This is a genomic window from Cytobacillus sp. FSL M8-0252 (genome assembly GCF_038007345.1).
Lineage (GTDB): Bacteria > Bacillota > Bacilli > Bacillales > Cytobacillaceae > Cytobacillus > Cytobacillus kochii.
Window position 1 is genome coordinate 4,261,288 of sequence record NZ_JBBOWZ010000001.1, and the last position, 23,995, is coordinate 4,285,282.

The 23,995-nt window shown below is 36.0% G+C and carries 31 protein-coding genes and 2 pseudogenes; 12 read left to right on the plus strand and 21 right to left on the minus strand.

The window, feature by feature from the left end:
• Positions 1-33: 33 nt before the first annotated feature.
• The 8 genes from MKX83_RS21590 to MKX83_RS21625 form a co-directional block, all read right to left on the minus strand.
• Positions 34-1,422: an aminotransferase-like domain-containing protein gene (locus tag MKX83_RS21590; protein WP_224937256.1), complete on the minus strand. Its 1,389-nt coding sequence runs from the start codon at positions 1,420-1,422 to the stop codon at positions 34-36.
• 201 nt (positions 1,423-1,623) lie between these two features.
• Complete coding sequence (locus tag MKX83_RS21595) at positions 1,624-3,051, minus strand: DHA2 family efflux MFS transporter permease subunit (protein WP_341057889.1); 1,428 nt, start codon at positions 3,049-3,051, stop codon at positions 1,624-1,626.
• Positions 3,052-3,173: 122 nt separating this feature from the next.
• Complete coding sequence (locus tag MKX83_RS21600; protein WP_289435222.1) at positions 3,174-3,791, minus strand: nitrite reductase; 618 nt, start codon at positions 3,789-3,791, stop codon at positions 3,174-3,176.
• Positions 3,792-3,913: 122 nt separating this feature from the next.
• Positions 3,914-4,186, minus strand: a complete 273-nt coding sequence (locus tag MKX83_RS21605) for a glutaredoxin family protein (RefSeq protein WP_224937258.1) — start codon at positions 4,184-4,186, stop codon at positions 3,914-3,916.
• A 33-nt stretch (positions 4,187-4,219) separates the two neighbouring features.
• On the minus strand, positions 4,220-5,044 hold the full coding sequence (locus MKX83_RS21610) for a hypothetical protein (protein ID WP_341057894.1): 825 nt from the start codon (positions 5,042-5,044) through the stop codon (positions 4,220-4,222).
• 4 nt (positions 5,045-5,048) lie between these two features.
• On the minus strand, positions 5,049-7,475 hold the full coding sequence (locus tag MKX83_RS21615; RefSeq protein ID WP_341058655.1) for a heavy metal translocating P-type ATPase: 2,427 nt from the start codon (positions 7,473-7,475) through the stop codon (positions 5,049-5,051).
• Positions 7,476-7,561: 86 nt separating this feature from the next.
• Positions 7,562-7,768 (minus strand): copper chaperone CopZ, encoded by a 207-nt coding sequence (copZ, locus tag MKX83_RS21620; RefSeq protein ID WP_224937260.1) that lies wholly within the window; start codon positions 7,766-7,768, stop codon positions 7,562-7,564.
• Positions 7,769-7,975: 207 nt separating this feature from the next.
• Complete coding sequence (locus MKX83_RS21625; protein WP_263624216.1) at positions 7,976-8,080, minus strand: metal-sensitive transcriptional regulator; 105 nt, start codon at positions 8,078-8,080, stop codon at positions 7,976-7,978.
• A gap of 230 nt (positions 8,081-8,310) precedes the next feature.
• On the opposite strand from MKX83_RS21625, the pseudogene MKX83_RS21630 reads away from it, so the two are divergent.
• Positions 8,311-8,775, plus strand: a pseudogene (locus MKX83_RS21630) (transposase); the annotation flags it as partial.
• A gap of 186 nt (positions 8,776-8,961) precedes the next feature.
• Here the strand turns inward: MKX83_RS21630 and MKX83_RS21635 are convergent.
• The 3 genes from MKX83_RS21635 to MKX83_RS21645 form a co-directional block, all read right to left on the minus strand.
• Positions 8,962-9,486, minus strand: coding sequence for a DinB family protein (locus tag MKX83_RS21635; RefSeq protein WP_224937262.1), 525 nt, complete (start codon positions 9,484-9,486; stop codon positions 8,962-8,964).
• Positions 9,487-9,672: 186 nt separating this feature from the next.
• Positions 9,673-10,026 (minus strand): hypothetical protein, encoded by a 354-nt coding sequence (locus MKX83_RS21640; RefSeq protein WP_341057903.1) that lies wholly within the window; start codon positions 10,024-10,026, stop codon positions 9,673-9,675.
• Between the two features lie 540 nt (positions 10,027-10,566).
• Positions 10,567-11,013 carry an Lrp/AsnC family transcriptional regulator gene (locus MKX83_RS21645; protein WP_095370616.1) on the minus strand — a complete coding sequence of 149 codons (447 nt, stop codon included), beginning with the start codon at positions 11,011-11,013 and terminating at the stop codon, positions 10,567-10,569.
• Positions 11,014-11,131: 118 nt separating this feature from the next.
• On the opposite strand from MKX83_RS21645, the gene MKX83_RS21650 reads away from it, so the two are divergent.
• On the plus strand, positions 11,132-11,707 hold the full coding sequence (locus MKX83_RS21650; RefSeq protein WP_341057904.1) for a cysteine hydrolase family protein: 576 nt from the start codon (positions 11,132-11,134) through the stop codon (positions 11,705-11,707).
• A 635-nt stretch (positions 11,708-12,342) separates the two neighbouring features.
• Here MKX83_RS21650 and MKX83_RS24695 read toward each other — a convergent pair.
• The 3 genes and pseudogenes from MKX83_RS24695 to MKX83_RS21660 all read right to left on the minus strand — a co-directional run bounded on the left by MKX83_RS24695 (position 12,343) and on the right by MKX83_RS21660 (position 13,859).
• Positions 12,343-12,687: an alpha/beta fold hydrolase gene (locus MKX83_RS24695; RefSeq protein ID WP_445293170.1), complete on the minus strand. Its 345-nt coding sequence runs from the start codon at positions 12,685-12,687 to the stop codon at positions 12,343-12,345.
• 149 nt (positions 12,688-12,836) lie between these two features.
• Positions 12,837-13,116 (minus strand): annotated as a pseudogene (locus tag MKX83_RS24700) (DUF6262 family protein); the annotation flags it as partial.
• A gap of 299 nt (positions 13,117-13,415) precedes the next feature.
• Positions 13,416-13,859: an SRPBCC family protein gene (locus tag MKX83_RS21660; protein ID WP_341057905.1), complete on the minus strand. Its 444-nt coding sequence runs from the start codon at positions 13,857-13,859 to the stop codon at positions 13,416-13,418.
• A gap of 396 nt (positions 13,860-14,255) precedes the next feature.
• Here MKX83_RS21660 and MKX83_RS21665 point away from each other — a divergent pair, with 396 nt between their 5' ends.
• The 6 genes from MKX83_RS21665 to chrA all read left to right on the plus strand — a co-directional run bounded on the left by MKX83_RS21665 (position 14,256) and on the right by chrA (position 18,295).
• On the plus strand, positions 14,256-14,456 hold the full coding sequence (locus tag MKX83_RS21665; RefSeq protein WP_095371726.1) for a cold-shock protein: 201 nt from the start codon (positions 14,256-14,258) through the stop codon (positions 14,454-14,456).
• 89 nt (positions 14,457-14,545) lie between these two features.
• Positions 14,546-14,722 (plus strand): hypothetical protein, encoded by a 177-nt coding sequence (locus tag MKX83_RS21670; RefSeq protein WP_224937267.1) that lies wholly within the window; start codon positions 14,546-14,548, stop codon positions 14,720-14,722.
• Between the two features lie 75 nt (positions 14,723-14,797).
• A complete protein-coding gene (locus MKX83_RS21675) occupies positions 14,798-15,661 on the plus strand; it encodes a GAF domain-containing protein (RefSeq protein WP_341057908.1) in 864 nt (287 codons plus the stop codon).
• A gap of 272 nt (positions 15,662-15,933) precedes the next feature.
• Positions 15,934-16,620 (plus strand): N-acetylmuramoyl-L-alanine amidase, encoded by a 687-nt coding sequence (locus MKX83_RS21680; RefSeq protein ID WP_095371724.1) that lies wholly within the window; start codon positions 15,934-15,936, stop codon positions 16,618-16,620.
• A gap of 176 nt (positions 16,621-16,796) precedes the next feature.
• Complete coding sequence (locus MKX83_RS21685; protein WP_180316920.1) at positions 16,797-17,108, plus strand: PadR family transcriptional regulator; 312 nt, start codon at positions 16,797-16,799, stop codon at positions 17,106-17,108.
• An 11-nt stretch (positions 17,109-17,119) separates the two neighbouring features.
• Positions 17,120-18,295 (plus strand): chromate efflux transporter, encoded by a 1,176-nt coding sequence (chrA, locus tag MKX83_RS21690; protein WP_341057910.1) that lies wholly within the window; start codon positions 17,120-17,122, stop codon positions 18,293-18,295.
• Between the two features lie 37 nt (positions 18,296-18,332).
• Here chrA and MKX83_RS21695 read toward each other — a convergent pair whose 3' ends face one another.
• The 7 genes from MKX83_RS21695 to MKX83_RS21725 form a co-directional block, all read right to left on the minus strand.
• Positions 18,333-18,566 carry a hypothetical protein gene (locus MKX83_RS21695; protein WP_289434753.1) on the minus strand — a complete coding sequence of 78 codons (234 nt, stop codon included), beginning with the start codon at positions 18,564-18,566 and terminating at the stop codon, positions 18,333-18,335.
• Positions 18,567-18,737: 171 nt separating this feature from the next.
• Positions 18,738-19,070 carry a YxiJ family protein gene (locus MKX83_RS21700; RefSeq protein ID WP_341057911.1) on the minus strand — a complete coding sequence of 111 codons (333 nt, stop codon included), beginning with the start codon at positions 19,068-19,070 and terminating at the stop codon, positions 18,738-18,740.
• 107 nt (positions 19,071-19,177) lie between these two features.
• Complete coding sequence (locus MKX83_RS21705; protein ID WP_289434754.1) at positions 19,178-19,354, minus strand: DUF6366 family protein; 177 nt, start codon at positions 19,352-19,354, stop codon at positions 19,178-19,180.
• A gap of 78 nt (positions 19,355-19,432) precedes the next feature.
• Positions 19,433-19,882 (minus strand): inner membrane protein YiaA, encoded by a 450-nt coding sequence (gene yiaA, locus MKX83_RS21710; protein WP_373370931.1) that lies wholly within the window; start codon positions 19,880-19,882, stop codon positions 19,433-19,435.
• Positions 19,883-19,920: 38 nt separating this feature from the next.
• Positions 19,921-20,208 carry a hypothetical protein gene (locus MKX83_RS21715; protein ID WP_251162229.1) on the minus strand — a complete coding sequence of 96 codons (288 nt, stop codon included), beginning with the start codon at positions 20,206-20,208 and terminating at the stop codon, positions 19,921-19,923.
• 138 nt (positions 20,209-20,346) lie between these two features.
• Entirely contained in the window at positions 20,347-21,123 is a 777-nt protein-coding gene (locus MKX83_RS21720; protein ID WP_224937276.1) for a VanZ family protein, read from the minus strand.
• On the minus strand, positions 21,084-21,446 hold the full coding sequence (locus tag MKX83_RS21725; RefSeq protein ID WP_224937277.1) for a PadR family transcriptional regulator: 363 nt from the start codon (positions 21,444-21,446) through the stop codon (positions 21,084-21,086). The genes MKX83_RS21720 and MKX83_RS21725 overlap by 40 nt, the downstream gene beginning before the upstream one ends.
• A gap of 216 nt (positions 21,447-21,662) precedes the next feature.
• Here MKX83_RS21725 and MKX83_RS21730 point away from each other — a divergent pair, with 216 nt between their 5' ends.
• The 4 genes from MKX83_RS21730 to MKX83_RS21745 all read left to right on the plus strand — a co-directional run bounded on the left by MKX83_RS21730 (position 21,663) and on the right by MKX83_RS21745 (position 23,964).
• On the plus strand, positions 21,663-21,911 hold the full coding sequence (locus MKX83_RS21730; RefSeq protein ID WP_341057919.1) for a hypothetical protein: 249 nt from the start codon (positions 21,663-21,665) through the stop codon (positions 21,909-21,911).
• Positions 21,902-22,057: a hypothetical protein gene (locus tag MKX83_RS21735; protein WP_180316918.1), complete on the plus strand. Its 156-nt coding sequence runs from the start codon at positions 21,902-21,904 to the stop codon at positions 22,055-22,057. The genes MKX83_RS21730 and MKX83_RS21735 overlap by 10 nt, the downstream gene beginning before the upstream one ends.
• A 27-nt stretch (positions 22,058-22,084) precedes the next feature.
• Positions 22,085-22,615, plus strand: a complete 531-nt coding sequence (locus tag MKX83_RS21740) for a ClbS/DfsB family four-helix bundle protein (protein WP_341057921.1) — start codon at positions 22,085-22,087, stop codon at positions 22,613-22,615.
• 680 nt (positions 22,616-23,295) lie between these two features.
• Complete coding sequence (locus tag MKX83_RS21745) at positions 23,296-23,964, plus strand: DNA alkylation repair protein (protein WP_224937279.1); 669 nt, start codon at positions 23,296-23,298, stop codon at positions 23,962-23,964.
• The last annotated feature ends 31 nt before the right edge of the window (positions 23,965-23,995 follow it).

The window sequence follows — 23,995 nt, forward strand, 5'->3', positions numbered from 1 at the left end:
CCATACAATATCATAATTGTATGGCAAACAATATTAGGTATGACCCTTTAATAAACGTTTAAGGATAATCAATCCTTGTTCAAGCTCTTGTGTGGTATTAGGTGCGCAAACAGAGATTCTTACTGCCCTTTCGGGACAACTATTTCCAACTACAAAACGTTCAGCTGCATATACTTGTACTCCCTCTTGCTCAGCTAACGTTTCAAATTCTGCACCAGTAATCTTGCCTGGTAATAGCAACCAACGAAAGATACCCGTTTCAACACCTAGGCACTTATAGTCACTCAAATATCGATCTACTATTTGGTTTCTTTGAATGGTCTGTTTTCGATGCCCCTCAATTAAGAGTTCAAATTGGTTGGATACAATCGTACGTGCTGTCAATTCCGCTAATAACGGGGAAACAGTTATGTTTAAATTATAAAGTGCCTTTGAAATGGGCTCCTTATATTGACTCGGCACTGCTACATAGGCTAGTCGTAATCCTGGTGCTAATGCTTTAGATAAACCTGCAATATAGACAACCTGTTCCGGGGCGAATGATGCAACTGCTGGTAGTGGGTTTTTATTAAGAAGATGGTAAGATCCATCCTCAATAATGAACTGATTATACTTTTTGGCAATGCTAGCAATCTTTTTCCGATTCTCAACCGACATTAAGGAAGCTGTGGGATTATGATAATCTGGCATCAAGTATATGCCTTTAATATTTTCATTTTTACATGCATAATCAAAAGAAGTTGGACTCATTTCATAGTTCTCTGACTTTATCGGCACTATTTGTACATTAAGCATCGCTGCAACTGTTTTTAGGCCGGGGTACGTATGCTGGTCAACCCCAATGCGATCACCAGGCTTACAAAGACTTGCTAGTGTAGCAGCAATTGCATTTTGAGCTCCATTTGCAAATAAAATGTGTTCAACAGTTGTTTCGAATCCACCTCTTCGGAGTAACTTTATAGCTGCATCCTTTTGCCATAGACTTTCGCCTGTCCGACCATATCCAAACCATTTTTCGTAATCAGTCTCTTGCAGCATACTTTTCAGTTGGATTAACAATGGCTCGTAGGAAGCATTATCTGGAAGTGTTGCTCCCATTTCAATTAAATGCTGCGGCTTTGTATCTTCAAGTAAATAGGCATTCGATAACGCGTCATATGATACAAACGTCCCACTTCCAACTGAAGCGCTTAACAAGCCCTTCAACTCACAAACTTTAAAAGCTTTTGAAATGGTACTCAGATTTAAATCTAGATAATCAGCCAATTCTCTTTGTGGTGGAAGTTTTGTTCCTGGTAACAAAACTCCGTTAAGTATGTCCTTCTCCAATTGCCTTGCAAGTGCTTGATATATAGGTTTTTCAGTTTTATCAACCGAAGGCTTCCAGCTCATCGGATAGTTTTCAAAAGAATTAATTGGCATAATATGCATCCCTTTTTACAATTTTATATGATTGTACCATTTCTATAAAAAATAAAATTCTCTTTTTCTTTATCCCTATCAATGAATACCTGAGTAATTATCTATAAGTAAGGCCACCATTCTTTTTTTAATATTCATGATTATTTTGTGATTCGCATAGTTGTTTAAACCCTTTTTAAATTTATATCACTTTGGACTATTCTATTTTCCTTGCTTTGGTGAGTGTGTAAACAGTAGTGCCAGTAAAGCACCCAGAAATGCTATTATACCGCCCCAGAAAAATGCCTGTTGAAACCCATCATTCAAGGCAACTACCTGTGACCCGGCTGTACTAGAAGCAGTTGTTGCGCCTGCAATAGCTACTATTAAAGCTAGACCAACCGCTGATCCAATTTGGTAAAAGGTATTGTATAAACCAGATGCAATACCTGACCTTTCTGATTCGACCTCTGATACAGATGCCGTAGTCGCAGGTAAATAAGCAAGTGCATTACCTAGAGATGCTATTAACGAAGCGAGCAACACATTGGTCCAATAGTTCCCGTCTACTGTAGCTGTTTGTGAAAATAAAACAGATCCGGCCCCAAGTAAGATAAATCCAGTAATCATGGTCTTTTTCATTCCGAATTTGTCCATCACTTTTTCGGCTATAAATATCATGAAAAGCGCCATAAATACAGGCATAGGCAACATTGCCATTGCTCCAACAAATGGAGAAAGCTGTAAAACCTGTTGCAAGTATAAAACAAGTATATATATCATCGGGAACCATGATGCTGCTATTAAGAAAACAGAAATATTTCCTATAGCTAAATAAGGCGTCTTAAATATATTGAGTGGTAAAAGTGGTTCTCTTTTCTTGGACTGTACCAAAAGGAAAATAAGAAACAAGATAGCACCGACAGCCAAGGAGAATATTGTATTGGATGACTGCCAGCCACTTTGCTCTGCTGTTACAATTCCATAAACAATTAACATAGAAGAAACAGTAACTAAAATGGCACCGATATAATCGACACGACCAGTTGCTTTACGCCCTGCCTCTTGTAAAAGCTTCGGAGACAAGGTAAGCACGATAATACCAAGTGGAACATAGATCAATAATGTCCAGCGCCAACCAAGAACTTCTGTAATAACGCCACCTAAAACGATACCCAAAGCTCCACCTGCTGCCCCAGACAGTCCCCAGAAAGCAAGTGCTTTACCCATTTCTTTACCATTAGAAGAAAACAGGAGCATAATCAGGGACAGTGCAGCTGGTGCAATGAAAGCAGAGCCCAATCCTTGAACTCCACGCCATACGTTTAGACTCATTTCACTCCAAGCTATACCTGCAAACAAGGATGATACAACAAGAATAATAACGCCTAAATTAAATATGCGTTGATTTCCGAATAAATCCGCTAACCTTCCACCCAATAGTAGAAATCCTCCAAATATAATAAGAAAAGCACTCATTACCCATTGTAAGCTTTCTTGACTATAACCAAGCGTTTCTTTGATAGATGGCAGGGCAATCTGAATAATCGCAGAATCCATCATCACAAGGAAATTTGCAAAGCACAACAAAGCTAGTGCTTTCCAACGCTTTGAATCAGGTTGCGAAATTGCCTGTGCATGTGTAGGCATAATGATATTACCTCCAGAATTACAGTTTAATTAGTTTCGATATTAAATGATAGTCCATCATTGAAAAAGTAAATTAATTCCCTTTACCTTTTTATTAATCCACAACGAAAAAAGCATTTATATTAACTTATCAATTGGTCCTTACCTACCCTCTTCCAGAATTTACAGAATGTCTCCCGTTTTTTACCCATTTGCGAATAGGTAGCAATAATCTTTTCTACAGTATCGTACAATTCTTCTGGAGTTAGATTCTCTTTCAGTAGATAACCAACTTCCGCATCTCTTCCTTTTGCTTTTCCACCAACATATAAATTGTAATGATCCTTAAACTTCATAACGCCTATGTCGCTTAACATTGGTTCACCGCACCCTATAGGGCAACCTGTATAAGCAAACTTCAGGGTAAACGGTACAGGTTTTCCCGCAAAGCGTTTATTTAATTCCTTTGCTACCGGCATTCCTTCCTCTTCTTCTCCTTTGCAAAAATTGCAGGTTCTCAAACTTTTCACATAGTTTCCAACTGGGTAACATGCTAACCCGACATTTTCAAAATTTTTTATGATTTCTTCTTTTTTATCTTCTGGGATATCTACATAGAGTTGTTGGAAGGTTGTCAACTCCAGTTCCTCATCTTCATTCATATATTTTGAGATCATCGTAAGTTGTTTTGAGTTTAGCTTTGCCCCAAACCCTATTCCTCCATTTACGGCTATTTTAAGTTTTTTAACATCGCTCTCCATATCATTTCTCCCTTTTAAATCCAACTATTTTTTCATTAATTACGAATACTTTACCATAGTAGGGTATAAAATTAGTGAAAATATATCTATGCACAAAAAGCAGGTACATAATGTTATCTATGCTATATTAATAACTTCTTTATCTCTTCTTTATTCCTTTCGAACCCTATCATGCTTTTTGGTTTTCTCATCCATCCTAAGAGGGACGGATGAGAAAACACAAGTGCTGGAACAATTCTGCTTCCGGTTATCTTAATTAGATCTTTTTCTTTTGATGGTTGTTTTGCTAAATCGTATTCCTTGTGAGGAATATGATGACTTTGCAAGAATTTTTTCAAATCTTGGCAATCAGAGCAAGTAGGTCTAGTGTAAACTTCAAGTTGATAGCTTTTCATCTCAAAACCCCACTCCTTTATTTTAACTTTGTTTTATTCCTTTACTTCTAAAATAAACGGATAGACGTTTACATTATCACCAAACTTAAATTCCGCCCAAATTTTGTACTTACCAGGTTTAGAAAAATGCGCATTGAACGTGGTTGTATCTTCTGAAGCTGGATGAACATGAATATATTGTTCAACCTCCTCGTCAACAATCACCACATGCCCTAAGGCACCTAGATGTGGATCTGGCTTTTCCCCATGCGTATCAAATACCAAAGGAACTTTTTCTTCAACCGCAGCATTAACATCCTCTAAGGTGACGGTCTTCCCATCAATTTCTTTTGTCCATTTATCCTCACTCTCTAGGCTTGCTTTATCTGTTTCGTTTGTTCCAATCTGCACTGGTTTTGGGACGACCTGGTACGCCTTATTTTCTGGAGTAATATCAACGAATGCTTGGTAAGTGCCGTCACTCAACTCTTGATTTACTACATATGAACCTTGTTGTTCCTTATCTGGATGTAAATGATAATACGCCTCTAAGTCATTAGAAACAATGATAAAATGCATCTCTTTTTCATGCTCTTTAGCAAGTTTAGGTGGGTTTCCATTATCAGCTTCCAATTTAATAAAAACTCTTCCATCATTGTACGTAACATTTGTATTAAGCTCTGATTCAACCTGATGGTCATGATGATGATTATGCTGCCTATGTTCCATTGTTTCTTCCTCCTTTTGAACTTCTGAAGTTTCATGATTATGGTCTAATTCTCCGCTTTGAAAAGGGTTATTTCCAGTAATTAAGCTATATGCTAGGATAACCAATATTAAATATACACTACCTAGAGAAACCCACTTTTTGATTGACATAGCTTTACTGCCCTCCCTTTAGCTTTAAACGTTGTAACCGCAAGGCATTTAGTACAACAGATATGGAGCTAAACGCCATTGCAGCTCCGGCAACCCATGGAGCCAGTAAGCCAATAGCAGCAATTGGGATAGAGGCAGAATTATAGAAAAACGCAAAGAACAGGTTTTGCTTAATATTTCGCATCGTTTTGTCGCTCAGTTCTACACTATCTGCCACACTGTGCAAATCTCCTCGCATAAGTGTAATATCAGCTGCCTCAATGGCTACATCTGTTCCTGTACCAATCGCCATTCCAATATCCGCAACAGCTAGAGCAGGCGCATCATTCACGCCATCACCTACCATGCCTACTTTTTTATTCATTTTTTGTAATTTCTTAATTTCATCTGCCTTTTGTTCAGGAATCACTTCTGCAATAACACGGTCAATACCGACCTGTTTACCAATTGCTTGTGCTGTCCGTTCATTATCACCTGTAAGCATAATGACTTCTAAGCCAAGCGCGTGCATTCTTTCAATAGCTGCTTTTGATGTTTCTTTCACAGTATCAGCTACAGCAATCACTCCTGCTAATTGTTGATCAACACCAATTAACATTGCTGTTTTACCATCTAATTCTAGTTTTGACATCACTTCTTCTATAGAAGTGATATCGATAGCTTGTTGTTGCATCAATTTTCTTGTACCAACAAAAACTGTTTTACCTTCTATTACAGCACGAATACCAAAGCCAGGTATCGCCTCAAATGAATCTGGTTCTTTTACCATAGTACCCATTGCTTTTGCACCTTTAACAATCGCTTCAGCAAGAGGGTGTTCAGAACTATTTTCAGCAGATGCCACTAAGGATAGTACTTCTTCCTCCGTGAATCCTTGTTGAGGAAGAACGTCTGTTAAATCTGGCTCCCCTTTGGTTACTGTTCCAGTTTTATCTAAAACAATTGTATTTAATAAGCGTGTGTTCTCTAAATATTCTCCACCTTTAAATAAAACACCTAGTTCTGCAGCCCGTCCAGAACCAGCCATAACAGATGTTGGTGTCGCTAAACCAAGCGCACATGGACAAGCAATGACAAGAACTGTAATGGCAGGAACAAGTGCTGATCGTAATTCACCAGGTTCGACGATGAAGTACCAAACAAGAAACGTCACGATTGCAATCCCTACAACAATAGGAACAAAGATACCTGATACATGGTCTGCCACTCGCTGAATATCTGCTTTACTTCCTTGTGCTTCCTCTACCACTTTTACAATTTGGGATAGCGCAGTATCTTTTCCAACTTTGGTAGCCTCAATGGTTAACATTCCATTTTTATTAATCGTTGAGCCAATGGCAATGTCGCCTATTTTTTTATCGACAGGAATACTTTCTCCTGTAATCATAGATTCATCTACAGCAGATTCACCTTTTATAATTTGCCCATCAACTGGAATTTTTTCACCTGGACGAACAATAATGGTATCTCCAACAATTACTTCTTCAATTGCTATTTCTTGTTCGACAGCATCACGTATCACTCGTGCTGTTTTAGCTTGCATGCCAAGCAATTTCTGAATAGCCTGACCTGTGCGTCCTTTGGCACGCACTTCAAAAAGCTTCCCAAGGATAACTAATGTAATAATAACTGACGCTGCTTCGAAATAGAGTACTGGCATCCCCTCTTGACCATTCATTTGCCATTCAATACCGAGAAAAATGCTATAGAAGTATGCGACAGATGTACCGAGTGCAACGAGAACGTCCATATTTGCACTTTTATTTCGTAATGCTTTATACGCACTTCGATAGAATTGTGCGCCAACAATAAATTGAACTGGAGTAGCTAATGCCAATTGTACCCATGGATTCATTAACATATCTGGTGAATAGATAAAAGAAGTAAACTTAAAATGCGTGACCATAGTCCATAACAAAGGAAATGTCAGAATAGCGGAGAAAATGAATTTCCCAGTCTGATTTCGTACTTCTTCATCCTTACTGTTGGCCGTTTCTTCTTTGGATGTTTGAGCCTTAAGCGTATACCCCAGCTTTTTTACTGCTTCAATCATATCTCCAGTTGTCACTTGGTCTTGATTATATTCAACCATGACATTCTCCAGGGCAAAGTTAACCGTAGCATTAGAAACTCCATCCATTTTAGCTATTCGTTTTTCAATTTTATTCGCACATGCTGCACAAGTCATCCCAGATATATCAAATGTTTGCTTATTATGTGCCACGCGATAACCTAATTTCTCGATTTTATCTTCAAAATCTTGCACATTTGTTTTCTCAGGATTGTAAACAACCTTTGTTTTTTCTATCGCAAAATTGACATTGGCATCTATTACACCGTCTATCTTGTTTAGACCTTTTTCAATTTTGTTGGCACATGCTGCACAAGTCATGCCTTGAATTTGCAAACTTACTTCTTTGTTTGCTCTCATCATTGTTTTCCCTCCTAAACAAGTACCCCATAAGGGTATATATTTTTTAAAAAGAAAATCGTGCTACAGAAGCACGACCGCTCTTCTTAGGCAACATCATAGCCTTGCTCTTCAATCACTTCGGTAATATCTTTCAAGTCTACCTTTTCCGGGTCAAAGGCTACGTCTACTTTTCCATCTTGCAGATGCACTTTTACAGTTTCCACACCCTTCAGTTCTCCTACATTTCCCTCAATTGAATTAACGCAATGTCCACAAGACATTCCTTGTACATTAAGTGTAACTTGTTGCATAATAATTCCTCCTTAAATGACTTTACTAGTTTTAATATATTCACATTACCATACCTATGTTAGGTATAATAAATAGTAAATTTTTGATTAAATTTTGTGATTTTTGAAAAGGTCGTTAAAATTCTTCCACCGGATCATCTTGTCTTAACCGTTCACAATCACACAAAGTGTTAATATAACTCTCTAACAAAACGCGGGAAACAAGATCTAATGCTGTTTGGGCTGCTGTATTTGATGTAAAATATCATCACAAAAATTTTTTCTCGTCATCATATTTTTTATTCCTTTAATATGACCCTCAATTCTGTTCATCCTCTTAATGAAGTTTATCTTGTAAATCACTTGGATAGTTTCCACTTTCTTTTTCTTGACTGCTGCAACATGTTTCATTAGAAATCATGATCAATTCGTCCATTCTTATCCCCCCTCTAGATATAGAATTAACTGCCGATATACCGGATTGACAAAACCAATATTACTATACCCTCGTAGGGTATGTCAACTTTTAAATAAAATGCCAGCAAATGATTACTGGCTTACAAACCGCATTTCATTTATTTGGTGAGAAATTATATCTTTTCCCCCATACTAGATTTATTTAATGGTGTAAAAATCGTAGCCTATAATATTCAAAGCCCTCCTCATATGGACTTGTTTCAGATATGTTAGTCAGAGCTTTTAATGCTTATCCGAAGTAGATGCGCCTATCTTACATTCAGATTAATATTGCCATTATCAAATGAAAGAATACTCTTATGCATTAAAACAAAATTGTATTACTCAAAGTATGTCTCGTAAAGGCAATTGTTTAGATAACACAGTAATTGAGAACGTCTTTAGTCTATTAAAATCGGAATTATTTTTATGTAAGAATTTGAGAGTATGGCTCAATTCAAGCGTGAGCTTGAACTCTATAACGAATACTACAATCACAAACGTATGAATGGGAAAAATTAAAAGGATTGAGCTCGGGGCAATACCGAATACAATCCTCCATAGCTGCTTAACTTAATATAATGTCTAACTTTTTGGGCTCACTTCATTTGGTATAAGCGCCCTTTAATGAAATAAACACTCGAATTGATTTATCTATTAGTGTGAATAATTAGCAAATGTTTCTTAAACACATTTATTGATTTTATAATTATCTAAAGCCAGTCAGTTAGTCAAGAGGGATTATAAGTTCCCTTTCTTTAACACTTACCATATTGTAATTCCCGAAGCATTTGAAAAATTTGACCTCTATGATGTGATTCATGTTCAATCAAATGGTAAACAACCCACTCAGGTGTGACGTCATAATGTTCAAGTGCTCTCGGTTTACGCCAATCGGTTAGGTCCATTGAACGAAAGTGAGAAAGAAATACTTCACGTACCTTATTGAGCCGGTAAAAATGGTCCTCTATACTTTCTCCCTCAAAGTGAGTTAAATTGCCTTCAGTTCGATGTTCTAAAGGAAATAATGAGCTAATTTCAGGATCCCAATCGGTTCCAAGTACTTCTACATATAACCAATCTGCCTCGATCAATGCAATGTGATACAAAAGAGTCCCAATTGATTGCCTTCCGACTATTTTTCTGTCAATTAAGCTTTGGCTGATTCCAGTTAATTCAGTAATAAGAGTACGTCGAACATCCGCTAAACACCATATCCATCGGCCAATCTCTTCTTCATATTCTGGTAATGAGGATACCAGTAAGGCTCTTCTCTCCAACAAGATCAACCTCCTCTAATTAAAATACTTACATTCTATTAAAAATGGATGTTTCCTTCTTTTAAATAAAAAAATTCTTTCCGTACTTCACAAACTCCCCCTTTAGCTGAAAGAAGGCACAATTCTTTTCAAGAATTATGCCCGATTGTTTAAAACAATATCTCAGTTCTTACACACAATTTAATCGTTTTACTGTAACTTGTTATTTACAATACCTCTGAGCTTAGGGAATTCAGAAATCATAATAAGTGTAAGTAATGTAACCACACTTAAAGAACCCAAAACACTATATTCAAAGTTAATAAACTCAAACCAAACTTTGCTTACCAAAAACATCACAACAAGCATTACTAAATATGGAAAAATCATTATAAAATAAAATCCTATACCTTTTCCAAATTGGAAAAATGAGTTCCATTTATTCTCATCTTTATTAAAAACCCTTCCAAGGGTCGCGAAAAAAAACAAAAGTACAGCAACATAAAGAGCAGACCCTATGATATCTAACAGAATATAAGAAATAAGAAACAAAAGTATATCCATACTTACCACCTTTAATCTTATGTCACACTCGTGCCAGTTGCCCTTTTTTATTCCGGTGTGCTCCAAAATAAAAATCCTACCTACGAAAAAAATCACCAAAACAATTAATATAATGTTGCAGAAACGTATAATAAAATCTTTCCGAATAGATTCCTTTTGCTAAACAAATATAAAATCAAAGTAATAACTAAAAATATTAAGCCAGTTATCATTGTGACATTATCGTTAACCAATGTACCTCCGACCAAAAAAAACAGCCATGGAAATAATGCTCACAATCAAACTTATGAAAGAAATAATCCCATATTTCTTCGTTCATTTGTCAAAATATATCGCCCCCAATTACCATTAATTTTAATATATACTATGCAACAATCTGGCCCTTAACATCAAAAAGCACTTACCTTTATTTTCAAGATAAGCGCCCTTTAATGGAAGATCGTTCAACAGTATTAAGAGCCTTCTAGTCACTTAACTATTACAGATAAGCCCCCTTTTGTTTAAGCAGAATACTTCACAAAACTTCTTTGAAACAAATGTTTATTGTAATATAGCAGTCAACGGATTACGTTGTTTAATCTCTTGTATTGATAGGTTTAAACTATAGTTCCCATGATCGAGAAGTTGATTAAGAAGAAGATTCAATTGATTTTGGGATTTAACTTTTATTTTTAAATGGTAACAGCCTTCTCCAGATACTCGGTGAGCTTCAACTACCTCTTTTCGATCTTTAATAAAACGAATAAAAGCAGCATGATTAGCTGTTTTCATATGAACAATGACAAACGCTGTATAAGAAAGCCCGAGTTTCATTTCATCGATTATTAGGGAGTAGGCTTTAATTACACCACTTTCCTCAAGTTTTTTAATACGATTCCCTACTGCTTGTCCAGTCATATGAATTTGTCCTCCCAAGTCCTTCCATTGAATACGTGAGTTTTCGGTTAGTAACCGTAGAATCTGAAAATCAATTTGATCAATTTCCATAATAAATTCCTTTCACCGTGAAATTATTTGATATAAAAGTTTTTCATCAAAGTATCGATAAAAACCAAGATATTATTTATCATTTTATTATAATAAATTTTTTAATGAGGTGAAAAAAATGAGCACAGCTTTAATCATTGTCGATATTCAAAATGACTATTTTCCAAATGGAAAGATGGAATTAAGCAACCCCGTAAAAGCAGCCTCTAATGCTGCTAAAGTTCTTGAATGGTTTAGACAGAATAACAAAGATAATATTTTTCATGTCCAACATATTGCAAGTAATCCAGGTTTAGGCTTCTTTCTTCCAAATACGGAGGGAGTTCAACTAAATGAAACTGTTTTACCATTAGAACACGAAAGTATTATCATAAAACATGCACCTAACAGCTTTTTTAAAACCGAACTAGAGCGCAAATTAAGAGAAAAAAGAGTGACCAAGCTAGTGATTGTAGGTATGATGACGCATATGTGTATTGATGCCACAGTCAGAGGTGCTGTAGAGCTAGGCTTTGAAACTACTCTTATTGAAGATGCATGTGCGACAAGGGGATTATCTTATCAAGATAAGGTCGTGCCAGCTGAACAGGTTCATTTTGCGTTTGTCAGTGCACTTAATGGTATGTATGCCAACGTAATATCAACTGAGGATTTCCTGCAACAAGAAGCTAACACAACCTTGAAGAACAAATAATTCAATACAAATGGGGGGTTGTTTAAAAAGAATCTCCCTTTTTGCTGTTGTTTAAACTAATTAATAAGGTATCCTTCTTCAACTGCAACCGTTAGCTTAAGTGTAACTTCCCACAAATAATCTTTAATCAGGATATCTACTGTCCTTAATTCCTCAACAATATGGCCCTATTGATCAATACCAATTATTTCAAAATCATTCGCTCAACTCAATCTTTTTTCTGTGAAAAAGGACGTTTACCTTATTTCAGATAAGCGTCGATTGTTTAATAAAAATTAGGATAACAGTAAAAGTGTACTGAAACTCATGAATTAAGAAAACTTTTTACAGCAGCTAAGAAGGCTGGTAAATTAGCATCATGCACAAAGTGCCCAGCATCTTCTATCGTCACCAATTCGCAATTCGGGATGCGTTCAGAAACTTCCTGTAATTTGTTTTGAGGAATGTGACTGGACTCACCGCCTATAATTAGAGTCGGCATGATAATGTCGGTAAGACGCGATTGGGTTCATTAAGTTGCTGTAGAATCGAAGACACAACAAGCCAATCAAACGGTAGGGGATCAGAAGGTTTGGAAGGAACTTCGATCGGCTTATCCGGAAAAGGAGGAGGAGTGTCTTCAATAATCAACCGTTCTATCCTTGACGGAAATGTTTCCGAGAAAAGATAGGATACTGTTCCCCCATGGAATGACCAATTAGCGCAAATCGTTCTAAATTCATAGCATTCGCAAAATGAAACAAGTCATCGGACATCAGTTCAAAAGAATATGTACTAGTTCTCGCACTCCCACCGTGACCCCGTTGATCTAAAGCTAAAACGCGATATTTTTCTCCTAATACAGCAGCCACTTGATCCCATGATTCTGCACTTTTTCCCAGCGCGTGAAGTGCAACAAGCGGTGGTGCGGAAGGTTCTCCACTCTCGCGATATTGAAAAGTGAGCCCATTCAATTCAATTTGATTTACTAGGGTTTCCATCTCCGATCATCTCCTATGGTGGGTTTCGTCATATGAAACCCGATTTATTTAATGTCCATATCTATATATTTCAGCGAGTGTGTGAATATTCCCTGCTCATCTTCAACAGTATGGTCCTTTAATTGAACAAGATAGGAAACGGAGTTCCCTCAGATTTTTTTATAAACTTCTTCATAGGAAATTTTAACTGCTCACGTAATTCCTTTTTTCTTCCTCTAACTTCTTAACCTTACGTTTTATTGAAGCAATCATAGCTTCTTTGGTGTTTTTTTATCCATTTCACGTTTGATTTGCTTTGCAGTTGGGACTTGTGCTTGTTGCATACGTAATGATTTCGATTCGCTCTCTAATTTCTATGTTATTGTATAGTGCCGCTTTACTAACTCCTGCCTCTTGAGCAACACTGTTAAAATTCAAGCTTTCTTTGGCCTATATAAGGCGTTTTATTGAAGTATGTTTGATTTAATCTCAAAACATGCTAGTGTAAATAAGCTTTTAAATTGGTTACTCCTTACTAAAAAACAGAACTACTTTCAAGGATATAGATTAGGAACTATATCTATCTATATACAACAAAACCCTCCAAAAGTGAGAAAGTGGAAGGTTATTTGGCATGATCTATTTTAATATGTCATTGTTGTTTGAAATATTTTAATGAAAAATTTTGACAAACTATAAGCTGGTTTAGTTCAATAAGAATGCACAAAATAATAATAGTCGGTTTTTTATTAATGGATTAATGAAGCTCTCAAATCACTAACACCATTTTCCAAATAGCACTTTAAACAAGTTAGCATATAAACCCAACCTTCTTTTTGTCCTAGCATTTTGTTTACTATTTCAGGGTCATCTTCATTAAGACCTGATTCGTTCACCTCAATAATTGTTCTCGCATTATCCAACTCTTTCAGTGTAATTATAACAACTGTTTCTTCATCAGATTCTCCGCCCCATGAAAACACGATTTTCTTATTTTTTTCGATTTCTAATACATGTATAATACCTTCTGCTTCGTATTCATCATATCTTAATGTAATGGTCTTGCCCTGTTCCCATCTTTCAGAACTCGATGAGAACCAAAAGTTTCCGATTTTGAAAGGGTCTACTATGGCTTCAAAAACCTCATTTGTTTGCTTATATATTTTAAATTTCGTAGTTACTTGGGTATCCATAACAAAATCAACTCTCTTTCAGAATATTTAATACTTGTTCTATTATATCCTACGGTACTCTTTCTTTACATTAATGCTTCTTATTTAACTAAACTGCATCTTTACTTTAAGTATATCATCAAGCAAAGTCCTATTCTTTAAATCCTGCATACCTAAAACATTAAACTGACTTTTGAAATCCAGCCCCTTGCTAGTCTTATCTTTTTTTTACATTAAATAACACCTTCCTGTATTTGCTAATATCATTGATAAATGGTATGATGAATATAATTATTTTTGTTCGGTGTAAAATTGAGAGAGAGGAAATCTCTTCTAAGGAATTTTTTGTCTTAAAATCGTATGTTTGAACAAGGGTAGTAATACATTTGTGGTAACCCCACAACAGGAGACGATAACATGGAAACAGGTACAGTAAAATGGTTTAACGCAGAAAAAGGTTTTGGATTTATCGAGCAAGAAGGCGGAGAAGATGTATTCGTACATTTCAGCGCAATTCAAAGCGAAGGCTTCAAATCTTTAGACGAAGGTCAAAAAGTAACATTTGACATCGAACAAGGTCAACGTGGTCTTCAAGCAGCTAACGTTAACAAAGCATAATTACTATAGAAAAAAAGACTCCATCTAGGAGTCTTTTTTTCATTAACGGTAAGGACACATTATCTTCACTAATGAAAGGGATTGAGATTATGAGCGTAGAAATGTTTCGTATCGGGGAAATGGTAAATATAAAAAGGACGAAAGAGCAAGTGATTATATCAAAAAGCCAGTATGTAAAAAATATGAAAAGATACTCTTATGTCGTTAATAAATATCCTGGTACATTTTTCTTTGAAGAAGAATTGATGAAGCGCGAAAAGAATTAAGTTCTTGCATCTGTAATCAGTGATTCTATTTTTATGCTAAAATTATAGTATCAATCAATTTTGGAGAGATGTTCGATGATCAGTAAAGTAAAGGATAAAACAGTTTACCAATCACTAGTGGATACGTCTACTAAATTATTTGCGTTGTTAACTAAAAACTTAGATGTCAATTCTGCATATATAGCCAAAAAAGTAGGCAATAAAATGACTGTTATTAATTCCTATAATAAAGTGGAATTTATCATACCAGACGATATTGCTGTTGATTATCAAGAATCGAATTGCAAACTTGTATTAGAAAATAATGAACCTGCGAAAACCGTGATGGATTTAATGGCTGATGAAGAAACAAAAAAGCGAAAAATCACCGATGAGCTTGGGGTGAAAGCCTTTATTGGTGTTCCATTAAATCGCACAGATGGATCAAACTTCGGCACGCTCTGTTTAATGGATAAAGATGAAAAAACATTTACCAATGAACAAGTGGAAATGGTCCAGTCCATTGCCGATGTCCTCTCCTATATTATTGAACTCGATGACCTTTATGAAGATATCGATTTACTCAGCGTACCCATCATTCCGATATCAAAAGGGATTGCTATCTTGGCACTACAAGGCAACGTCAACGATAAAAGGGAAAGAAAAATTCTTGAGGATACATTAAATTATACATTAAGCCATAAAATTTCTTCTTTTCTCATCGACTTATCTGAAATGCAAATCTCTAATTATGAATTTTCCGACGCACTTAATCGATTAGTCTCTGCTCTTAAACTTATGGGCGTAAAGGTAATGCTTTCGGGTATTCCAACCGCACTTGCTAGCTCAACAAGAATGAGAGACCAATTCCAAGATTTAGAAGTGACATTTGTCAGAAGTATTGAAGGCGGACTAAAAAAATTAGGTTATCAAATTGTGGAACGTGAAGAAGAGCAGTAACTCCTACTGCTCTTCAGCAATTTCCCCGTGTCTTAACCTTCCTATTAGAAGAAAGCCTCCGCTCCCCTCTTTATCGACAGCAAGACCATCATAGTCATTCCCGCTTTTATAAGCTAAATATCTCCATACCTCTTTAATGACCTTGTTTAGAATCTACCTCTTCCTACTAACCTTCCTTGTGCGAATCAATCAAATGGTTAAAAAGTAGTTTAAGTGTACAAGCACTAAATACATCCTTTGCATAAAACTATTAGAAAAGGAGGTATTTTCATATGGTAAAAATATATATCGATCCTGGTCATGGTGGTACTGACCCTGGAGCAGTAGGTAATGGTTTACAGGAAAAGAACCTTACACTACAAATAGCTACAAAGGTAAGAGATTTATTATTAGGATATAGTAATGCTGAGGTACGAATGAGTCGAACAGGTGACCAAACCGTTTCTCTTGCCCAAAGAACAAACGATGCCAACGCTTGGGGGGCCAATTACTTCTTATCCATTCATATTAATGCCGGTGGCGGTACTGGCTATGAGGATTATATCTATCCTGGATCCGGCACACCTACAACAACCTATCAAAATATCATCCATGAAGAAATAATGAAAGTCGTTAACTTCGCCGATCGTGGGAGAAAGCAAGCCAATTTTCACGTATTAAGAGAAAGCAATATGCCTGCTATTTTAACAGAGAACGGTTTTATTGACACAGTTGCTGATGCCAACAAATTAAAACAAGCGTCATTTATTCAAGCTATTGCCCAAGGACATGTAAATGGACTCGTACGTGCCTTCAACCTGGTTCCATCAGGAGGAGCTATCTATCATACAGTTGTCAGCGGAGATACTGTCTACGCCTTATCACAAAGGTATGGAAGCACAATTGCACAAATTCGAAGCTGGAATGGATTAGACGCTAATTATACGATTTATCCTGGGCAAGTTTTGCGGGTGAAATAAAAGACAGAATGGAAGTTGGGCCCCATTGATAGGGGTCCATTCTTTTATACTTTCAAATTAGATACCCTTTTTAATTGAACACTAAAAAACCTACACTTTACATATAAAATGATTTATATTAATATTGTTATCGAAAACCGATATCGGTATCAGAAAACAAAAGGGAGTCCTTATGGTTGGAAAACAATAAGATATTAAGGAAGTTATTTTTAGGCTTTATCCATATTCATATTTTACATCATGCCAAAGAGCATCCCATATATGGAAGCTGGATGTTAGACGAATTAAGAGAACATGGTTATACCATTAGCGCAGGTACACTATACCCTATATTCCACGGAATGGAAGCTGATGGTTTATTGTTAAAAGAAGACCAATTGGTAGATGGAAAAATAAGAAAGTATTATCGCATTACTGAAAAAGGTGAAGCTATTTTAATTGAAGCAAGAGCAAAGGCCTATGAATTATTCAAAGAAATTAAAGAGTAAAGGAGTCCTGCATGCAATACTTTAAAAAACTACTTGAGATTTTCATTGTATCAACAAGACTTGGTTTCACTTCTTTTGGAGGACCAGTCGCACATTTAGGTTATTTTCATCAGGAATATGTTCGAAAAAGAAAATGGATGGACGAAAAAAGTTATGCTGACCTCGTAGCATTAAGTCAATTTCTACCTGGTCCAGCAAGCAGTCAAGTCGGAATTGGCATTGGTGTCATGAGAGGTGGCGTTTTAGGTGGGATTGTATCTTTTATTGGCTTTACAATGCCCTCAGTCATTGCACTTATTTTATTCGCTTACTTTGCTCAACAGCTTGGTCTAATGGAATTTGGCATCATCCAAGGGTTGAAAATAGTTGCTGTAGTCATTGTCGCTCATGCCATTTTAGGGATGGCTAAGAGTTTAACCCCTGACTTGACTAGAAAATCAATCGCTTTATTCGCGCTTTTGATCACCTTACTTATTCCCCATAACCTATCGCAGATTGGGGTCATTCTGGTAGCTGGATTGCTTGGTTATTCTATGTTTAGTAAAAAAGAGGAGCATGACGGTTTATCATTACAAGTACCGTTATCAAAGAAGATAGGATTGGTTTGTTTAAGCTTATTTTTCGGGCTTTTAACCATCCTTCCGATTTTAAGCAGTTTAATTTCAAATACTTGGCTAAGTATGGTTGACAGTTTCTACCGGGCTGGTGCATTGGTATTTGGAGGAGGACATGTAGTTCTTCCCTTATTAGAAAGAGAATTTGTTCCTACTGGATTTATTAGTGAAGAAGCCTTTTTATCTGGTTATGCCGCTGCGCAGGCTGTGCCTGGTCCACTATTTACCTTTGCAGCATTTATTGGCGCTGATATGAATGGTTGGTTAGGAGGCATGATTGCAACATTTTCTATCTTTTTACCTGCCATACTGCTTATCTTTGGTGTCTTACCCTTTTGGCATGCATTAAGGAAGAATCATCACATAAGAGGAGCATTTATTGCCATTAACGCTGCTGTTGTTGGAATACTAATATCAGCCTTTTATATGCCCATATGGACGAGTGCTATTATTACGCCATTAGATTTTTCCTTAGCAGCCATATTATTCTTTATGTTGGTTTATTGGAAACTCCCCCCGTGGCTCATTGTTTTAGCTGGCGCTCTAGGGGGCGTATTGATAGAAATGACTTGAACACCTTTAAGCCGTTATTATAAAATAACGGTTTACTTTATTTTTGCTTCATCTTCAATTGATTTTCTAGCTCCGTTACACGATGCTCTAGTTTCTGCCTTTCATCAAGCTCCATTCTTAATTTTTCCTCTATCAATTTTCCGTTTTTTAAATACCTTTTTATGACCTTACTCGTTGCTACAAATACAATGATAAGTAAGGTAGGAATGATAAGAACAAATGTCAATATTATGATTCCATTAACCAATGAAAACATATCCCCAAACCCCATGGCTTCTACTCCCAACTAAATGAAAATTTTATTGCTTAATTAGTATATAAGACACCTTTTCATATAGCCACTCTTTATTTTCCACAAATATTTTATTAATATATAAGAAACAACTAATAGCATAAACTGAAACTTCAGCTAATAAAAATTTGTTACCATATTCATTAACTTCTATTCCACCAAATACGTTAACAGTAACACACGTACCTCATCATACAGCATATATTCATCTAAAAAATGAGGATAATCTCTCATTACCCCTTTTAAAAACTCATATGTAGGGAACTGCTCAAAAAAGTTGGATGTCAATAATGATACTTGCCTTTGTGAAAGCTGATCTTGGCGGTTATTGGCAACGTAACTTAGACTACCTGCTATATTCATCCAGTATGTATGTAAATCTACAGATAAATCCTCTAATGGATACGAATCACCAAAATCATTATCGATCTTTGTTAAGTCTTCAAATGGCATGGGATGATATAGATTTTCCCTTTTTTCCATTAACTGTTCGAATATTGTTTGTTTATTGATATGCCCACCACCGATTAGACGCTATTTGTTAACACAGGGATAATAAAGGTTTCTATCGAGAGCTACTTTTCCCAGTATCAAAAGAACCACTGATAAAAGAAAAAACCCCCAATAACAATAATTACGAGTAAGAGTAAATCGTTCCAGCCCAGCCCACTTACATCAGGTGACGGACTCTGACTTTTATTAATGCTATCATTTAGCGTAACTGTGGGAGGATTCTCCTCCTGCTTCTTTCTATCTTCTGATGGCATTCCTACACCCCTTTTGTTTCACACTTTAGGGAAAAGCAATAGATAGCTATATTTACTGCATTTTCCCTTTCTCCTCTATTATTCTCGTTCCCTCGCAGCTTGCGTATCACGAATATTCTTTTGCACTGCGACACTTGCAAATAAGCTAAGGACAAAAGCCATCGCATAAAATCCCTTTTCACTTAGAATAATACTACCAGCGTTATATAACCCAATGGCCATTAATGAAACGGCGACAATTAAAGCGAACCAACTGATCCCGTAATAAATACCCGTCACAGAAATACCATCTTCCTTGTCTCTTACCGCCTTTTGTAAAGAAACAGCGGCATACAATCCAAATATTAGAACAGCAAAATAATAGCCCTTCTCATTGAGTTCCATCGCAGCATTAAATAGACCGATGATATAAGCAGTCACACCTACTAATAGGGCTGCCCATGAAGCACCTTTAAAAGCTGCTGATGGTTCCCCTTCTTTTCTTTCTTCTTTCACTTTATTACTAGTCTTTTTCGCCTTCTCTACCATCAACTCTTCATCACTCGACAATATAACCTCCACCTTTCTCAACCCCACCACATGGCTAATACAAAAGTTGACCAGCTTGACATGATGAAGCTTATCATAACTACCACTACAAGGGTTTCCAAGTATTTTACCTTCATTCTATGTTTAATTACTCTGTAAAATGTTATCGCAATCGCTAGCATATAAAATAAATAACTGCTTATCGTTACAATGGTTAAAAAAGTGATTGGATAAACATTAGGCAAGATAGCATGAAGGTAATAAGCAAAATCTTGACCAAAAATGGCAAATACCGAGCCAAGGAGTAAACAAATGATCACAATCATCTTATACCTCATTTTGTTTAATTTAGTGTAATTATACACTTTGTAAATTCGTTTAGAAACGTTTATTTATGAAAAATGTAATTTTTGAGAATAAATACCTAAAAAGAGTTAGTTCGAAAACTCGAACCAACTCTTCTTTTATCCTTTATTCAATTTTAAATGAGCTTCCTTTATGAACAAATTCACCTTAAAGATCGTTTTATACATCAAGTAACCTACCATTGCACCCATCGTATTGAGGATAATATCATCAATATCAAACTGCCCAATCTGCAAGAAAAACTGTAGAAGCTCAATAGAAAAACTCGCAGTAATGGCAGTGATGGTTACGACTGAAAAAAGTCGACAATGTTTAAAAAGCACCGGAAGTAATATTCCTAATGGCAGAAAAATAAGGATATTTCCAATTGTGTTAGTGATAATAATATCCAAATTAAAGCGATCAGCACCTAAAAGATAGGTGATTGTCGTTTTAAAAGGGATAATATTTACATTCATGCCCCATTCAGATAAATTAAAGTTAAAAAAGCTCATTTGTTCTTCTCTTGATAAAAAATAAAAATTACCTGTATAACCATTAGCATAATTCATTATTCTCTCCAAGAGCCGACCAATAATTAACTGCCATAAGACGACTAGTGCAAACAATGAAAACAGCAACCAGCTACTCACCTTATAGAGCTGATAGAATGGGGAGATAGATTGATTATAACCATGTGCAATGCTTTTCTGATTGCCAAAATCAGCTAGAGCCAGCTGTACGGCCTCTTTTTCACTCTTGCCATTTTGCCTATGTTCTTGTTTCAGTAGTAAAATATGGTCTGTCATTTCATCAATGATCTCTTGTTTTTCAACATGGTCACAATCAATTGTATTTACAATTTGTTTGATATAGGATTCAACCTCTTTGTCCACTTGAGCCCCTCCGTTGTTACGTTAATCAAATCATTCACTTTTTGCCACTCGCCTAGTTTCCTACTTAATTCTGTTTTTCCACCGTTTGTTAATTGATAATACTTCCTTCGACCACCAAACTGTGAATCTTCCCAATACGCTTCAATCCAGCCATTCTTCTCCAACCTCTTTAAAGCCGGATACAATGTCCCTTCACTCATGTTATACAACTCATGACTGTTTTCCTTTAAGCTCTTCACCATCTCATATCCGTACATATCTTTTTTAGATAATAATGAAAGCAATAAAATATCAATACTACCCTTCATGATTTCTTTATCCATTCTGTTTCTCCTTTATTTGGAAAGTCGCTAACTATATTGTAATGCGATGTACATCGTATTACAAGGTATTTGTTGTCTTTATACGAATGAACATACACGGTTTTTTTCCAAATTTAAGAATATCCCCATGTAAAACAAGGAAATATTTGTTATTATTTTTGTAGTAGAAGAATATTTTATTCTGCCTCAATAAGAATTTAAGAATGGAGAGAAAGTGTGCTTAAAATCCTACAAATGATCTTATCTATTCTCGCTTTAATTACCATCACATATATTTTCATAACGGAAGATTTCACATTTCAGCCATTGTCGTTACTGCTATTAGGGTTGATGTTACTTATTATGACTATTACTCTATTTCAACAAGGTCATAAAGGGATCGCTTTATTTTGCGCCATTGTGATGTTCATACATATGATTGTTTTCATACAAAATATCGCTTATAGGGGTATACTATGGAATTAATATACGTTTTTATCATTTTTCTTATTCTATTTCTCATTAGTGCTGTGCTTAATATTCTGTTGAAAATGACAAGAAAAAGAGACTGGCTGATTACTTTATTTATTAGTGTTTTTTTAAGCATTATTATTTACGGAGTGCAACAATAGATTTGAAAATGGAGGGATATGGCCGAAATGGATGATACAAAGGAACGCCTCTTACTGGAGAGTGAACAACATTTCCACTCATTAATGAAACTAATTGAATCTGTTCCTGTAAGAAAAAGAAGCCTTTCCATCGAGACAGATGATCGGGATAAAAATTTTCGTGATATTCTTATGCACCTATATGAATGGCATGCGATGTTGGAACGCTGGTATAGAGAAGGCATGGCCGGAGATACACCATCCATGCCGGCACCCGGGTATAAGTGGCGAGATATTCAACCGCTTAATCAACAAATTTGGGAAAACTACCAAGATATGAAACTCAACCAAGCAATCATGAAATGTAAATTAAGCCATGAGCGAATCATGAACATTATCAGGACCCATACCACTGAAGAAATCATAACCAAAAAGCATTACAAATGGACAAAAACAAGCAATCTATATAGCTATTTTGCTGCGAATACATCCAAGCACTACTTGTGGGCAATGGGGAAATGCGAAAAGATTGTTTATGAAATCAATGCAATGAATTTGGTTAGTGATAGTAACAAATAGTTTTGGATGTGGATAACTCTGAGTATCCCGCTTGCGGTTCTTGTTTCTTTCTCGGATTCGGAGATTACTTGTGAACTGCTCTCATCTCCACTTTTTGATAGACAATGTTGGTTTTCCAAGTTAGAAGTACTGTTCTTCTTCTCCAACGACGAGACCATAACTTCAAAAAAAGTACCCTATAGGTAGACTTTTACCTATAGGGTACATTCTTAGCCGTAAACCATTTTTATTTAATTAGCTATTGTTTCTGTTATGACCCACTATTACTGTTGAATAAGGTCCTCTAAGGATGTGAAAAAATATTATTTTATACAATTAGTTTATTTCAAAATTCCTTTACACTCATAAAAGGGACGCCTTCTCTATGTCAGGGGAATGAGTATGGCGGCAAACTAAATAAAAGTGAGTTTACTTAATAAATTATTTTGTGAATAGATGTTCTTAAACAAACGAGGCATTTCTTTAAAAAGAGATGCTCTTTTCGTAGCCAATTAAAAGGAATTGAATGTTTGTATTATATTAGAGATGGTTTTTCTTCTATTATATGTAGAGAAAGCTTTAATTCGATATATGCTACACTATAAATACGAGGAACTTTGGGGGCACACCCACGGATTAAAATTATATAGACCATCACGGACATATTGTGAAACAGTGCTTTTAAAAAGGAGTTGGATAAAATGGATAAAAACAAAGATACAGAAATAAAGCGATCTTCAAAAGCAGAACATATTCTACTTCAGATCAATAGTAAAACGAAGCTAGGCGACTTACGAAAAATCGCGAAGGATATTAAAAAAGATCACGAACTAGCTATGGAACTTTGGTCAACTGAAGAGTTTTTGCCTAGACTATTAGCAATCTTAATTATGGACAAAAAACTTCTTTCTCAAGATGTGCTAAATAAGCTTGATAAGGATATGCAGACTCACACTTTGGATGAGCGAAATAACTTAATGGATTGGTTAATGGCTAATCAACTCACCAAAGACAAGAAGAAAATTGCATTGATGGAGTCATGGGAAAATAGTCCTTCTGCTCTTCAAAGGCGAGCTTTCTGGTATTATCAAGGGCGATTGAGATGGACTGGACAAACACCGCCTGATAACACCGCAGACTTGCTATCTAGATTAGAAGCTAATATTATGCAGGAGGAACCGGAAGTTCAATGGGCTATGAATTTCACCGCAGGCTGGATAGGCGTTTATGATGAAAAGAATCGTACACGTTGTATGAATCTTGGTGAGAAAACGGGTCTTTACAAAGATGAAAAAGTAGCAAAAGGTTGTACTCCCAGCTATTTGCCGGAGTTCATTGCGATTGAAGTGGACAAACGGCAAAATAATTAGTTGCCTCAGGGGTTCATGCATTTGTGAACGT